2 protein-coding genes (1 of these 2 running past the window's edge) are annotated in these 15,977 nt (G+C 68.5%); both read left to right on the top strand.

Annotated elements, in window-relative coordinates; all coding sequences use genetic code 11:
• Positions 1 to 15,213, top strand: the 3' portion of a protein-coding gene (locus LXT13_RS15385; protein ID WP_233372837.1) for a CARDB domain-containing protein. It extends 11,850 nt beyond the left edge of the window; only the last 15,213 of its 27,063 coding nucleotides appear in the window; its start codon lies off the left edge, out of view; its stop codon occupies positions 15,211 to 15,213.
• Complete coding sequence (locus LXT13_RS15380) at positions 15,210 to 15,977, top strand: PEP-CTERM sorting domain-containing protein (protein ID WP_233372836.1); 768 nt, start codon at positions 15,210 to 15,212, stop codon at positions 15,975 to 15,977. Before LXT13_RS15385 ends, LXT13_RS15380 begins: the two co-directional genes overlap by 4 nt.

Genomic DNA, 15,977 nt, shown 5'->3' with positions numbered 1-15,977 from the left:
GCCGTGCAGGGCGACGGCTCGCAGGCCGAGCTCTGGGTGCTGGACCTGACCGCCTCGCTGCAGGGGGCGCCGCTGAAGACCGGCCAGACGCTGGCGAACCAGACCGTCAGCGTGCGCCCGGCGTCCAGCTTCGGCACTTCGCCGGGCTCCGGCCAGCTCGTCAAGTTCAACCTCGGCCACGGCGTCTATGCCGTGCCCTACGACAACGTGCCTCCCAGTCTGGGCCTGATCAAAGCCGACGGCAGCCTGGACCTTGTCACCGCAACGCTGCCCACGGCCCAGGCGGGCCAGGCCTGGACAGCGCAACTGGGCGCGCAGGACAGCGACGGCCGCCTCTTCTTCTGGGAGATCGTCAGCGGCCCCGCCGGCATGACGCTGGAGCAGGACCCGCTCGTGGAGAGCAGCGCCAGCGGCTACGGCAACAAGGCGACGCTGCGCTGGACACCCAGCGCCAAGGACCGCGCCGACACGACGGTGCTGCTGCGCGTCATCGACAGCCGCGGCGGCGTGTCCCTACGCCGCCTCTCGCTGGCGGTGGATGGCGGCAACCACGTGCCCATCCTCAACACCGTTCAGGACCTGACGCTGGCCGAAGGCCAGAGCCTCAGCCAGCCGCTGGTAGGCGCGGATGCCGATGGCGACACCGTCACCCTGTTGGTGCGCAATCTGCCGCCCGGCGCGGTCTTCGATGCCGCCACCGGCCTGCTGAGCTGGACGCCAGGCTACGACCAGGCCGGCACCTACAGCGACATATTCGTAGTTGCAAGCGATGGCAAACAGGAGATCCAGCGCAGCTTCAAGATCACCGTCACGCAAGGCCACCCGCAACCCATATTCCCGACGATGGACCGGCAGGTTCTGCGCGAGGGCGACCGCTTCGGCATGCAGCTGCCCGGCAGCGTGCCTGGCGGCCTGCAACAGGCGGACGGTGGCACGGTCACGCTGAAGTGGAGCGCCACCTGGCTTCCGGCCGGCGCCACGCTGGACCCCCTGACGGGCTGGTTCACCTGGAACCCGAGCTACACACAGGCTGGCCAGGTCAAGATCCCGGTGACCCTGCTGGCGATCTTCACCGACCCAGACGGCACGCAGACCCTCACCTCGGTCACGCGCGAGCTCGGCATCGACGTGCGTAACGCCAACGGCGCGCCCAGCTTCGACGCCGCGCAGACCTGGAACGTGCTGGAAGGCCAGCCACTGCGCATCAGCGTCTTCGCCTTCGACCCTGACAACCCGGGCTTCGAGCCCAAGGTCCGTCCGTCGACCGGCGGCACGGCGGCCGGTGGCGCCGGCACCTCGAGCGTCACCTACCACGTCACCGGCCTGCCGCCCGGCGCCAGCTTCGACGCGGACACGCTCGAGATCGTCTGGACGCCCGGCTACGCCCAGGCCGGCACCTACCACGTGACCGTCACCGCGACCGACGATGGCGACGGCACCGGCGTGCCGCTTTCCAGCCAGGTCACACTGCCCATCGTCGTCAGCAACGCCAACCGCGCGCCCGCACTGAACGACCTCACCAACGCCTTCGTCGACCGCGGCGCGGTGCTGGAGATCCCCGTCGAGGCCACCGACGCCGACGGCAACCCGCTGACGCTGACCGTGCAGGGCCTGCCGGCCTTCGCAACGTACACCCAGACCCTCAACAGCGATGGCAAGCTGACCGGCGTGATCCGCTTCGCGCCCGGGGCCAACCAGCGCGGCGACTACGTCATCAACGTCATCGCCCAGGACAACGGCGATGGCGACGTGAACCAGGCGCTAGCCACGGCCAAGAGCTTCGTCGTCACCGTGCGCAGCCCGAGCGAGGCTCCCGTCATCTCCATGCCCAGCCAGGTCGTCGCCGTGGCCGGCACCGAACTGCGCGTGCCCATCCTCGTATCGGACCGCGACCAGGACGCGCTGACCTTCGCCGCCACCAACCTGCCCGCCGGCGCGCGCATTGAGAGCGACGCGCGCTACGGCCACGCCACGCTGGTGTGGACGCCGCCGGCCGCAACTGGCGGCAACTTCGACATCAGCCTCGCCGTCACCGATTCCGGCCTGCCGCCGGCCGACTCGGGCTATGTCGTCGACCCGGTCCACCCACCCGTGCCCAACACTTCGGTGCACGACCTGCGCATCGTCGTGCGCGCCAGCAATGCCGCGCCGACGCTGTTCGCCATTTCCGCCACCGGAGGCACCGTACAGGGCGAGCCGCTCGCGGGCACGCGCACCATCGTCAAGGTCGACGAAGGCTCGCCGCTGACCATTGACCTCTCCGGCATCGACAGCGACCTCGACGTGCTGAACTGGACCGTCGACGGTCTGCCCGCCGGCATGGTGCTGACGCCTGCCCAGGCCACCGGCGGCCAGACCCGCCTGCAGCTGCGCTGGACGCCGGGCCTCTTCGCCGCGCAGAGCGACAACCAGAATGGCGCAGCGCCCGGCCACTACCTGCTAACGCTCACCGCCGGTGACGGCAGCGCCAGCTTCACGCGCCAGCTCGAGATCGTCGTCGCCAACGTCAACCAGGCACCGGTGCTGCTGCCCATGCCGCTCCAGCTGGTGCCCGAGGGGCAGACCCTGTCCTTCACAATGCGCGTGACTGACGGCGACAACGACGCCACGCAGCTGACGCTCATACACGACGACAGCACGCCCGCCGGCGTCAGCTTCGACGCGGCCACCGGCTACTTCGAATGGACGCCGGGTGCCGATGTCGTCGACAACGCGACGGACGAGTCGCGTGCCTTCACCTTCAACTTCAGCGCCACCGACGGCAAGGCCACGGTGACACGCTCGGTGCAGGTGCGCGTCTTCGATGTGAACCGATTGCCCGAGATCTCCACCGCCAGCCATGCGCTGCTGGTGGGCCAGAGCTTCTCGCTGCCGGTCGCCAAGACTGTGACCGCACCCGTGGGTGCCATCAACGTCTTCGACGCTGACGGCGCGACGCAAACCAGCCAACTCGCCGTCAGCTTCCAGGGCCTGCCCGAGGGAGCCGTCTACGACGCCGCCAACGGCCGCCTGAACTGGACGCCCGGCCCCGGCCAGGTGGGCGATTTCACGGTGCTGGCCACCGTCGGGGACGGCAAGAACAGCACCAGCAGCAGCTTCGTGCTGCGCGTCGTCGCCGAGGCCGAGGCCAACGCGCCCAAGCTGCTCGTCAACCTGACGCCCAGCACACCGGTGCTGCCCGGCCAGACGGTGCTCGCCACGGTGCGCGCCGATGCCTTCAGCCCCATCGCTAGCCTCACCGTGCAGGCCCGCAGCCCAGGCCAGACCGGCTGGGTGACGCTGAGCCTCGACGGCCTGGGCCGCGTGCGCGTCACGCCCACGCAACCCGGCCTCATCGAGCTGCGCGTGACTGCCGTGGACGCCGACGGCTTCACCGCCACCACGACGCAAACCGTGCGCGTGCGCGACCCGCTGGACACAACCGCACCTCAGATCGGCTTCAGCGGTGTGCTCGACGCCGGCAGCCTGGCGCCCGTCGTCATCGGCAGCGCAACGGCGCTGACCGCCCACCTGGCCGACCTGCAGCTGATGGGCTATGTGCTCGAGGCCGCCCCCTCCAACGGAGACCGGGTGGACGAGTCCGCCTGGCGCACGCTTGCGCAGGCCGACACGGCCGGGACCCTCGTCAACACCGACTTGGCGCTGGCCACGCTCGACCCGTCGACCTGGGCCAACGGCGTCTACGTGCTACGCCTGCGGGCCTGGGACCTGACCGGCCGTACCGCCGAGGTCACCACCCGCTTGTTGATCGACTCGGCCAGCAAGCAGCTCGTGCAGGCCGAAGCGACCGACGCCGTCTTCCACCTCGGCAACCACGACCTCGCGCTGACGCGAACCCTGAACACCTCCGGCAATGGCGACCTCGGCAACTGGACGCTGCCGCTGCTGGACGCACACCTGACCCACGACCAGGCCGGCAGCGGCAGCCTCGGCGTGTCAGCAGCCTGGCTATCGGGTGCACGCGTCTGGCTGCAGATGCCGGCCAGCCTGGGCTCGCCCAACGCCGCCACCGCCTACCTGAGCTTCAGCCTCGGCACGGAGAGCCGGCCTCTGTCGAGCGACCCGACCTCGCCCAGCGCCTTGCACCCTGTCTTCACCGGCAACGCGCTGGGCTGGACGCTGACGGCCCTCGGCGCTGACCCGGAGGTCACGGTGACCCTGCAGCTCCAGGGCCAACGCCTGCTCGACCGCACGACCGGACTGCCCTGGCAGCCCAGCGGCTACGAACTGACCGGCCCCGACGGCACGAGCTACCGCCTGGACACGCGCGGCCAGGTGCAGGGCGTGCGCTTCGCCGACGGTCAACAGTGGCTCGTGTCGGACGCAGGCGTCGCCCTGGTAGGCAGCAACGACCCGAGCCAGCGCGTCGCGTTCGAGCGCAATGTCGCCGGCCGCATCGAACGCATCGTCGGCCGGGAGGCTGGCGGTGGCGATGCCACGCTCGTCTACCGCTACGACACGGCTGGCCGCCTCGTGCTGGCCCGTAGCCTGGACGATGGCCTCAACCAGGTCCTGGGCTACCGCACCGACGGCTCGCTGATAAACGCGCCCGTTACGGCCGCGCTCGGCGGTGCTGCCGATTGGCTGGCCAGCGAAGCCAGCCCCACCAACAGCTGGAGCGGCAGCCTGGCGGCCAGCACACCACTGAACTTCACGTTCAACGTCCGCGACAGCGAACTGGCCAGCACGATCAGCCACCCCGGCGCGGCAGGCGCCATCCTCTACGCCGTGCAAACCACCGCGGGCACAACGCTTGCTGTCGAGGGCGCCACAGTGCTGAGCCAGCTCAGCCACGGCGGCGTGACGACGACGCTGCTGCGCGTCACCACCGCCGGCCTCAAGCTGCTGACCCTCTCGGGCAGCGGCGCGGCCATGCTGAAGCTGAGCGTTTCCGGCGACCTGAACCGTGACGGCAAGGTGGACGGCAACGACACGGCCGTGTTCGGCGCCGGCCAGCCAGGTGCCGACCTGAACGGCGACGGCATCGCCAACGATACCGACCGCCAGATCGCCTACGCCAACTACGGCTGGCATGCCAACGTCGCGCCGGTGGCGAAACCGGGCTTCACGGGTCTCGACACCCACACCAATCTCGGCGTCAGTGCCGACATCGACGTCGCCGCCTCAGATTTCGAGAGCGACCGGGTCTTCTGGCGCGTGCTCGGCACGAGCCACGGCACGGTCAGCCTGCTACCCGACGGCCACACGCTGAACTTCACACCCGAGGCGGGCTTCAGTGGCCAGGCCGAAATCAGCCTGCTGGCCGACGACGGCTACACACGCAGTGCGCCGATCACCGTCAAGGTGAACGTCAGTGCAGCGCCGCTGGTGGCGGTCAATGTCACCCGCCAGCCCGTGATGACGCCCGGATCGGCACTCGCCTTGAAGGTCACCGGTGACTTCTCCGACCAGGTCGGCGTGACGCTGCCGGCAAGCTACATCCGGGTCGAGTCGAGCGACCCCGACGTGATCTCCGTCGACGCCGACGGCCGGCTGCATGCCAACAAACCCGGCGTGGCCGTCATCGCTGTGCATGCGGGGCAATACACCGCCTACAACGCCATCACCGTGGGCCTGAACCCTTCCGCGCCCAAGTTGGACCGCTACGGCAACGAGCTGGATACCTACCCGGTGGCCGTGGACCTCGCAGCCAACGGCGGCCAGCGCCAGATCGACGTGCACGTGCTGGACGGCTCCTACCTCGGCGCCGACATCGGCGGTGCCGCGAATGGCACCCACTACTTCATCAGCGACCCTCGCATCGCCGACATCTCGGCCGATGGTCTGATCACGGCCAAGGCCATCGGCACGACGCTCATCACCGTCGTTCACGCCGGCCTGCAGGCGAGCATTGAGCTGCGCGTGCGCGCGGCCAACATCGGTGCCACCGTGGCCACGGTGGCCAGCGGCGTCGTCACGCAGGACGCCCAGGGCAACACGCTGACCATCGGCGCCAACTCGCTGTCGTCCAACACCATCGCCTCCATTGAGTCGCTGAGCCTGGCCAACTTGACGACGCCGGCGCCGGTGTCGACGCTGCTGCCGGCGCTGGCGGCCGTGCATGTGGAGCTGAACGGCGCCACGGTCAGCACGCCGCTGCAACTGGCCGTCAAGGTCAATGCCGCCATCGACCCGACCACCGGCGGGCCGGCCGACCTGTCACCCGGCTCAGAGGTGTTCTTCTGGCAGGAGGGCCAGGTACGTGGCGCGGACGGCGTGCTGCACAACACATGGTGGCTGGTGGACAACGGCTACATCGGCGCCGACGGCTACGCTCGCACCGCGAGCCCGCCCTATGTCGCAGCCAAGGGCGGTGGCAACTTCATCGTCACAGGGACTCCCAAGGTCGATCACCAGACCGGCGCGACCAAGATCCCTGCCGCGCTGGTCAACACCACGGCGTGGGTGTCCGCGCTGATGTACGCGTCGCTCGCACCCACGCCCATGATGGCGGCCAGCGTGCTGGGCATCTTCGCGACGATGAGCGATGTGGTGGGGCTGAACTACACCACTGAGGGCGCCTACCTCATCCAGATCCCTCAGGGCGCGCTGCTGCCGAACTCCACAGCCTCGATCCCGACGCCGCCGCAGCTGCCGCTGGCGACGCCCGCGATCAACCAGGTGCAGTACAACCCGACGACCCGAGAACTGGTCGTCAAAGGCACAAACTTCGTTCCTCCGGGCCAGCCGCCCGAGCTGTTCAAGCTCAAGCTGTGGCTGGTGCCCACCGGTGACCAGCTGGACTCCGTGACCGAGCCGGGGGCCGCACCCGTCAACGGCCTGATCTGGCAGGCCTTCGAGGTGACGCCGCAGGCCGATGGCAGCCTGCACCTCACACTGCCCGCCGGCATCGCGCTGTCGCAGCACGACATCTACGTCGAACGCGCGCCCAACGCCTCGCTGCCGCCGGGCTGGCTGGATGAACCCGTCACGGTCAGCGACGAGGTCAACCTGATCCAGCTGAACTCGACCATCGCCTACGTGCCCACCGTAGGCCCGGACCCGCACGCAGCGTCCGTGTCGCAATCGGTGGCCGACCAGATGCTCGCGCAGGCGATCGCCATCTGGAAGACTCGCGGCATCGACGTGAGCCGCCTGCAGGACACGCTCAAAGTCAAGCTCGACACGCTAAGCGGCAACGCGCTGGCGCTGGCCGGCGGTCAACTCATCACGTTGTCCAGCGATGCAGCGCACTGGGGCTGGTACGTCGACACCACCGCCAGCGACCCGGCCAACGATGCGAACTTCGTGCCAGCCTACGCCGGTGCCAAGCACTTTGCCGCCGCCCCCGGCAGCGCGGCGGAAGGACATGTCGACCTGCTCACGACGCTCGTCGAGCAAGTGGGCGGTCTGTTGAACATCGTCGGCGACGGCAGCGACGACAGCGTGATGAACACCGAGATCCCGACCGGCACGCGGCGTCTGCCTACGCCGGCCGACCTGGTCGCCCCGCCCGTGCATGCGCCGCCGCCGCTGACGTTGGACCAGTACGACGACATGCTGCGAACCACGCGTGCGGAAGCCGCGCCGAACTACAGCCGTCTGGTTGCCGCAGCGCCGATGGACCCGTCCAAGGACATCTTGGTCACGACGGCGGACACCATCGACATCTTCCAGCCCTCCACCGTGTTCGACCCGGGCGCGAACCCGCAGCCGGTTCGCGTTGGCCAGGTCACGGTGGATGAAAAGGGCCGCAAGCTCCAGTTCGCCGGCAGCTATGCCCACCAGATCGTCTTCAGCGAAGACGGCACGCTGGCCTTCATCGCCGGCCGCAACAACCGCATTTACGTCTTCGACACGATGACCCAGGACATCGTGCTGAGCTACGACGTGCAGGGCGCCGGTGCGCCCATCAGCAGTCTGGCCATCAACGACGGCTGGCTCTACGTCAGCGAGGGCAGCAGCTACGGCAACAGCGGCGGCCGCGTCGTTCGGATCAACATCGACTCAGGCCCCGACTTCCTGAAGGTCATGCAGACGCTGACCCTGCCCGGCGTCATCGCGCCGCTAGGTTTCCGCGACATGGCCATCAACAGTGGCCGCTACCTCGCCGTGACCGCGCCGCTGCTGCAGACGACCTCGTCGCGCTCGGGCACGCTGATCGGCGGCAATGTGTACGTCATCGACCTGTACGGTGTCGGCAAGGACAACAACGTGTCCTCGTCCATGGTCACAAAGCTGGACCTGGCCGCGCTGCCGCAGAGCAACCTGGCCAAGGGGCCGCAGTACATCGCGAGCGGCGAGGGCCGAGCGCAGTTCCTCGTCTCCAATTCCAAGGACTACGACTACGGCACGCTGGGCATTACCTTCTCGACGAGTTCGAGCGACGGCACACTGACCGGCTCCGCTGCGGTGACGGGCTCCAAGCTGGTGCCGGACCGCCCGGGCTGGCTGGACGCCAAGTACCAGCTCAACATCCAGCGCTCGGCCGGCTCGGTGATTCTGAACTACCAGGGCAAGACCTATGCGCTGGTGGCCGACTACAACTTCTTCTTCGTCGACGTCCACAGTTACTCGGACGACACGCTGGGCTTTGGCAAGCAGATCGGCGGCAAGATCGGTGTCATCGAGGATCCGTTCGGCGTGAACGGCAAGCCCGTCTTCCTCGGCGCCACCACGCCCATCGTCGGCGTGGCGCTGGACCACCTCATGCTGGACCAGAACGGCATGCTTTACGCCGACGGCTTCGTCGAGGACGAGTCCGGCTACTACACCGGCGGTCAGTACTCCGACCTGATGTACCGCTCGCTCTTCGTGTGGAATGCCAGCCAGCTTGTACAGGCCGCCATCAACGCCAAGGGCCGTCCGCAGACCATCCCGATCGACCGCGACGGCATCGGCGCCCTGAGCAACCAGTACCCGGCAGTGACGCCGGCGCGCTACGACACCGCGGGCGACGGCAAGCTGTTCGGCTGGATCTACGGGGTCGGCGCCTACTCGGCGCAGCAGGCCGTGCCGTCGCTGACGCTGCAGGACGTGCCCAACCTGCAGCAGATGGCACCGAGCGTCTATGAGGCCGCCAAGACCAAGGCAGACAAGGCCGGCGTACCCACCAACACAGGCCCGCTGGTGCTCAGCGATCCGACCGTAGCCGGCACCGTCGAGATGTTCGCCGTGCGCACGATGGCGCAGTTGGTATCGCTGGGCTCCATCATCGTGGGCTCGACCACGCGCATCTTCGGCGGCGACGACTCCGCCTACCAGCAGCAGTACGAGGATGCGCAGACGCTGCTGCGCAACACCGGCTACAGCACCGGGGAAGGCAGCGGCTTCAGCCAGCACGTGGCCAGCTTCGCGCAAGCCACCGACGGGCTCGTGGGCGGCATGACACTGCTCACCACCAACGCAGCCGGCGTGGCGCTGCGCGACGTGAACCTGCTGCACTCGCTGACCACCGGCTCGGTGCCGCCGGACCTGATGTCGCCGACGGAGTTCCTGCAGCTGATCGACAGCAGCCCGTCCGTCGGCGACGTTGCCAACTACATGGCCGTCGCGGCCCTCAAGTACAACCCAGTGACGTTGGCCGCGGAGGGTGTCTACAAGATGGGCGCGGCGATGGTCCAGGGCAACTGGGTCGATGCGCGCAACGAGTTCTACAACCTGATGGCGTTGGTGCTGCCCATGACCGACGTGACGCCGGCGATCAAGCGCCAGCTGCAACTGCGCGTCAAGCAGCTTGACTTCGCCCAGCAGCAGATGCGGCGCGGCGTGGTGGAGAAGTCCTCGCTGAAGGACCTCACGGAGCAGACCACGGGCACCAAGCCTTACACCGTCGAATCTCCGCGTGTGGACTCCAGCGGCGCATCGGTCGGCGACGGCCGTGCGCTGCCGGTCGAGAACTTCGGCAAGACCACAGATGGCGCCATGAAGGCCCCAGGGGCGGACGGCAAGGTGAAATACACCGGCTGCTTCGTGGCAGGCACACCGGTGCAGACGATCAGCGGCGCCGTGCCCATCGAGCAGATCCGGGTCGGCACGATGGTCCTGTCCCAGCCCGAGGACGGCGGCGACATCTCCCACCGCCGAGTGGTGCGAGAGGTGGTGCACGCCAACGAGCCAGTGATGGCCGTGCAATACCGTATCGACGGCGTCGCCGGGTTGCACACGCTATTCGCCACGCCCAACCACCCCTTCTGGGTCGAGGGGCCGGAGGTCGATGGCAAGCACTGGATGGCGGCTGAGTGCCTGGAGCCCTGCATGGTGCTACAGCTGGCCGACGGCCGGCATGCCGAAGTCCATGCGGCGGCACCGTTGCAGCGCACGCAGTACGACGACCTGCTGTTCGCCGCCGATGACCGCGTCGACGTGGGCCAGGTCATCTGCCTGCGCGACGGCGTGCTGCAGGTGGCCGACGCCGAGCGCGTCCGCTCTCTCGACAAGCTGGTGCTGGGCGAGGCCTACACCAGCAAGGTCTACAACTTCGAGGTGGAGGAGTTCCACACCTACTACGTGGGCGACGCGGCGGTCTGGGTGCACAACACCACCTGCGGCATCGAGGTCTCCAGCCAGGCCGTTGGCATCGAGCGCCAGCTCAACCGCACCGAGGCCGGTCGGCAGCTGCACGGCGACCAGCCCTGCTTTGTGGCCGGCACGCTGGTGCACACGAAGGACGGCCCCAAGCCCATCGAGGCGATCCAGGTCGGCGACTGGGTGCTGTCCTACCCGGACGACCAGACGCCACCGGCACGCTTCCGTGAGGCTGGCGAGTACGTCTACAAGCGCGTGACGCGAGCCTTCGCCTTCGACGACAAGCAGGTCTGTGAGGTGTCGATCTTCGACATCCCGAACAACCACGAGGAAACGCTCACCGTCACGCTGAACCACCCCTTCTTCGTGAAGCACAAGGGCTGGGTGGGCGCGGCCGACCTCAACACCCAGTGCACGCTGTACATCCGCAATTTCGCCAACGTGCTGACCGCGCGGCCGACCGCGCTGACGCAGACGGCCCGCGTCTACAACCTGGAGGTGGAAGACTTCCACACCTACTACGTCGGCTCGATCGGCGTGTGGGTGCACAACATGTGCGAGGTGAATCAGCTGCCGAACTACCGCCAGATCGCTGACGAGAACGCGCGCACTGTTTACAAGGACGACAGCTTCCTGTCGAACTGGACCGAAGACTCCCGCGCCAACACCGGAGAGGTGGGCGAAAAGTACGCGAGCCTGGCCATGCGTGAGCAGACCGGCCTCAAGTTCCTGGAGGAGGAAGTGCGCAACGGCGGCCGCAACAACGGCCCCGACATGTGGAACCTCGACCTCGACCCGCAAGCGCTGGGCGGCAAGGCCGTACTGACCGTGTTGGACGCCAAGGGGTCGATCCGCGGCAAGGCCGATGTCAACACGCCCGACCGCGTGTCGCTGTACGCCCGCACGGTCGACTGGATCACGCAGGTCCACAAGACCGGCAAGATCAACGGCGTCGAGATCACCAGCAAGATCGGCAAGGAGCAGTACGCCAAGGCCTGGGAGCTGATGCAGAGCGGTCAACTGGAGATCGTGACGGGCATTGTGTGGGTCGACATGCCGCCTGCTGGTACGGTGGGCAGCCTGGTGGTTCGCTACGTCGCCAACCCGTCCAACAAGCTCGATGCACCCGTGGCCGGCGCCACCGCACCGAGCGTGCTGGACGACGCGACCCTGCACTTCGCCATCGACGCCGCCGCAAACTACTGGCTACAGGCCGGTGCGTCCAGCGCAGCGCTGGCGAGCATCCAGGTAGCCTTCGGCACGCTGGGTGTCGGCGAGGCCGGCGTGACTCAGGGCAACCACATCACCCTGTCGGCCGATGGCGCCGGCTGGGGCTGGTTCGTGGACAGCACGCCCACGCTGGCAGAGGAGTTCGCGGCAGGCGCCAATGCCCAGGCGTTCGAAGCCCTCGACGGCAGCGCCGCGGCGGGCAAGCTTGACCTGCTGACGGTGCTCATCCACGAAATGGGCCACGCCCTGGGCCTGGCCCATGCCGACGGTGCCGACGACGCGATGTCCGCAGTGCTAAAGACCGGCGAGCGGCGCCTGATCGGTGCGGAAGATATCGCCGACCTCCGCGACGCCACGCCCGGCGCCGACCAGGCTTTCGTGACGCACGTGGCCATCCGCGGCACGCCCGCGGCTACCACGCCGGTCGCCACGTCGCCGAGCTACCAGCTCGTCGCCAACCCCACGCTGACGAACGGCGCCTTCGCCGCGCTCGGCGCAGGCTGGATGACCCAGGGTGACGTGCGGCTGACGGCGGACGGCGCGATCCTCGGTGAGAACGGTGGCCGCCAAGCCCGCCTGCTGCAAGCCTTCCAGGTTGGCGCAAACGACCAGTTGCTCAGCTTCACGATCGAAGCGCCGCACCTGCTCGCCAACGCGGCCGGTCCGTCGGACGCCTTCGAAGTGGCCCTGCTCGACGCCGCCACCGGCCTGCCGGTCGCCGGCACCGTCAGCCTCTCCGGCTCCGACGCCCTGCTGAACCTGCAAACCGATGGTCGCGAGCGCCTGGCCAGCACGGTGACACGCCAGACCAACATCGACGGCAGCACGACGTACTTCGTCGCACTGGCGCCGGAGCTCGCCGGCAAAGCGGTGCTCTTGAGCTTCGACCTGCTCGGCTTTGCCGCCCAGGCCAGCACGATGACCGTACGGGACGTGAAGTTGGTGGGGGATGCGCTGGCGGTGGGCGATGCGGCGACGCTGGACGAAGACACCTCGGCCACCGTCGACGTGCTCGCCAACGACCTGCTGTTCGGCGCGACCAACGTCATCGTCGAGCAGGTCGACGGCCCGGCCCACGGGACGCTGACGCTGCTGGCCAACGGCCGGTTCAGCTACCAGCCCGCGGCGAACTTCAATGGCAGCGACAGCTTCAGCTACCGCTTCATCATCGACGGCAAGCCCGGCAACACAGCGACCGTGTCGCTGACGGTGCGCCCGGTCAATGACGCGCCGACGCTGGCCGGCCGCACACTGACCGCGGGCGCGGGCCAGACGCTCGCCTTCGACCCGCTGGCCACGGCCTATGACGTCGACGGCGACACGCTGACGGCGACCATCGTGAACGGCCCGGCGCATGGCGTGCTCAACGTGCTGCCGGACGGCCGCTTCAGCTACAAGTCCACGAGCAACTTCGCCGGGCCGGACAGCTTCAGCTACCAGGTCAGCGACGGTCAGGCGCCCTCCAGCATCGTGACCGTGCGAATCACCGTGACCGCCGACAACACGCCGAACCAGGCGCCGCAGGCTTCCGATAGCCAAGTCGCCGGCACGGAAGACGAAGTGCTGCCGATCAGCTGGGCGCTGTTCGTCGCGCAAGATCCGGACAGCCGACCCGACCTGTTGAAGATCGAGATCACCGGCCTGCCGGCCGACGGCACGCTGCAACGCCAGCAAGCCGACGGCAGCTGGGCCGCCGTGGCTGTTGGCGACCGCTTCAGCGAGGCGGACCTCGCCGTACTCGGCCTGCGCTTCGTGCCAGCGGCGGATGCCTCTGGCGGGTCCGGCTACGCCACGCAGGGCGAAGGGAACCGCCGCGAGCACTACGCCCGCATCGGCTTCAAGGCCTACGACGGCGAGCTGTACAGCGCTGCAGCGAACGTCGTGATTGACATCGCCGCGGTGGCCGATGCGCCGACGCTCGCCGTCACCGGTGGCAACACCATCACTGGGATGGAGGACGCGGCCCTGGCTCTGCACGCCATCGTCGCGGGCCTCGTGGACAACGACGGCTCCGAGACGCTGGTGCTGACGCTGACGGGCCTGCCGGACGGCTTCACGCTCTCCGACGGCACGCGCAGCTTCACGCCCTCGGCCTCGCAGCGTGTAGTCAACCTCGCGGGCTGGCAGCTTGATGCCCTCACGCTGACGCCGCGGCGCGACTTCAACGGCAACGTGGCCCTGCAGCTGCAGGCTACCGCCATCGAAGGCGCCACCGGCAGCTACGCGACGACCACGCAGGCGCTGACCGCGCAGTTCGCCGCAATCGCCGACGCGCCCACGCTGGCGCTGACGGCGCGCGACATCGCCGTCAGCCGCGAGCTGCTGGCGACAAGCTGGGAGACTCCGGCCAATGCCAACGCGCTGGCCAGCGCCGTGGCCGGTCCAGCGCTGGAAGGCTGGACCGTGCTCACGCCGACGACGGGCAAGACGGCAGCGTTCGAGATCTGGGCGGCGGGAGACCGCATGGCCAGTGCCGCCGGCAACAACGTCATCGTGCAGCCGATGACAGGCAATGGCACGCAGTGGCTGGCGCTGCGCAACGGCCGAGGCAACAGCGCCTACCAGACGCTGGGCGTGGAGCGCAACGTCGACACGATCGACGGCGCGGTCTACACGCTGAGCCTCGACTACGCGGGCGGCCTGGGCCTGTCGGCGCAGAACACGCAGATCGGCATCTACGTGGATGGCATCAAGGTCGGTGCCTACGGTGGCACGAGCCCGATGACGGCCCTGAACTGGGAGGCGCTCAGCTTCAAGTTCGCGGGCAACGGCGCCAGCCGAAAGATCACCATCGTGCTCGAAGGCGGGGATACCGTCGCCAGCGGCACGACAGTGCCGCAACGCGGCGCCATGATCGACGACATCCATCTCGTGGAGACGCTGCCCGTGGGCGCGGGCCGGGTCTACGGCCTGGCCGACACGGCGATCGCGTTGCCCGCCTTGGCCGCAGCGCTGACCGACACCTTCGGCACGGAGACACTGGCCTTGACGCTCGACGGCGTGCCTGCGGGTGCGGTGCTCGGCGATGGTGTGCACACGGCCCAGGGCGGCGCGCCCATCGACCTGACGGGCTGGCGCCTGGGGCAGCTCGGCCTCACACCGCCGACTGGGTTCACCGGTGACCTCCGGCTCACCGTGACTGCGGCCAGCCGTGAGACAAGCAACGGCGCCAGTGCCAGCGTGAGCCAGACGATCACGGTGACGGTGCTGGCCGGGGTCTCGGTGGCCACGCCAGCCGGCGTCAACCCCTTCGTCGTGACCGCGTCCGAGGCACAGGTGATGCAGACTCAGGCGGGCAGCTCCGCGCTTCTGCATGCCACGTCGGCAGCGCTGCTGGGCGCGGGCGGAGAGCGGGGCCAGGTCTCCGCTCCCCAGGCCGCCGGCGTGCCGCCCAAGACGGCCGCCGAAATCGCCCGGGACGAGGCCGAACGCGCCCAGGCGCTCAGCGATGCCTGGCTGAAGGCTCTCGAAGAACGTGCCAAGGCCCAATGGCAGCAACTGGTGGGCGGCCGATGATCGTGTTCACGCCTCCAGGCGCCGGCGCCCCCTCCTCCGGGGATGGGCAGGACCGGCCCATCTCCCTAGCATCCGCAGGCCTGCGCGCGGGCGCTGCTTCCTCGTTGTTTCCGGATCCCCGCATGAAAACCAATTTCGTCCTTCGTCGTTGTTTGTCCACCGCCTTGATCGGCCTGTCCGCTGCATTCGCAAGCGTTGCCCATGCCGGCACCGTGACGACCTGGTACGGGGACGCGAACGGCTTCGGCCTGGTCCCGGCCGTCGCCAGCGGCGATCCGTTCCTGTTTTCGGATCTGCCCGGTGCCGCCACGAACGCGGACACCGACGCCTGGATTGCGCGCGATGACGTCGTCCTGCTGCAGGGTGGCTTCAGCGCTGTATTGAACAGCAGCTGGACCGGCCAGTTGCTCGGCGCCTCACTGGAAGTGTTCAGCGGCGGCTGGGGCATGAGCGGTGCTGCCAGCCTCTATGTCAACGGCAGCTTCGTGGGCAATGTCAGCAACGGCACGACCGCCAACGACCCGTTCAACGTGGCGGTCATGGACGTGTTCGACCTGAGCAATGTGCTGAACGGGCTGACCGGCGCCGATCAGATCGAAATCCGCCCGGCGGACGACTACGACGGCGGCGTGGTGGACTACCTTAAGCTGACGTTGAGCGTGCAGGACCCGGCTGGCAATACCGTTCCGGAGCCGGCCAGCCTGGCCCTGGCGAGCATCGCCGTGGCCGGTGTGCTGGCGACACGTCGCCGCCGCCTGGACTGA

The organism is Pelomonas cellulosilytica, assembly GCF_021353265.1.
In the GTDB taxonomy this organism is placed as follows: Bacteria; Pseudomonadota; Gammaproteobacteria; order Burkholderiales; family Burkholderiaceae_C; genus Pelomonas; species Pelomonas cellulosilytica.
Note: the sequence above shows the minus strand (reverse complement) of the source record. Positions and strands in the feature narration are given on the sequence as shown.

Bases quoted from the DNA above. Each gene is read 5' to 3' on its own strand.
- LXT13_RS15380 (WP_233372836.1), top strand. From the start codon at position 15,210: ATGATCGTGTTCACGCCTCCAGGCGCCGGCGCCCCCTCCTCCGGGGAT.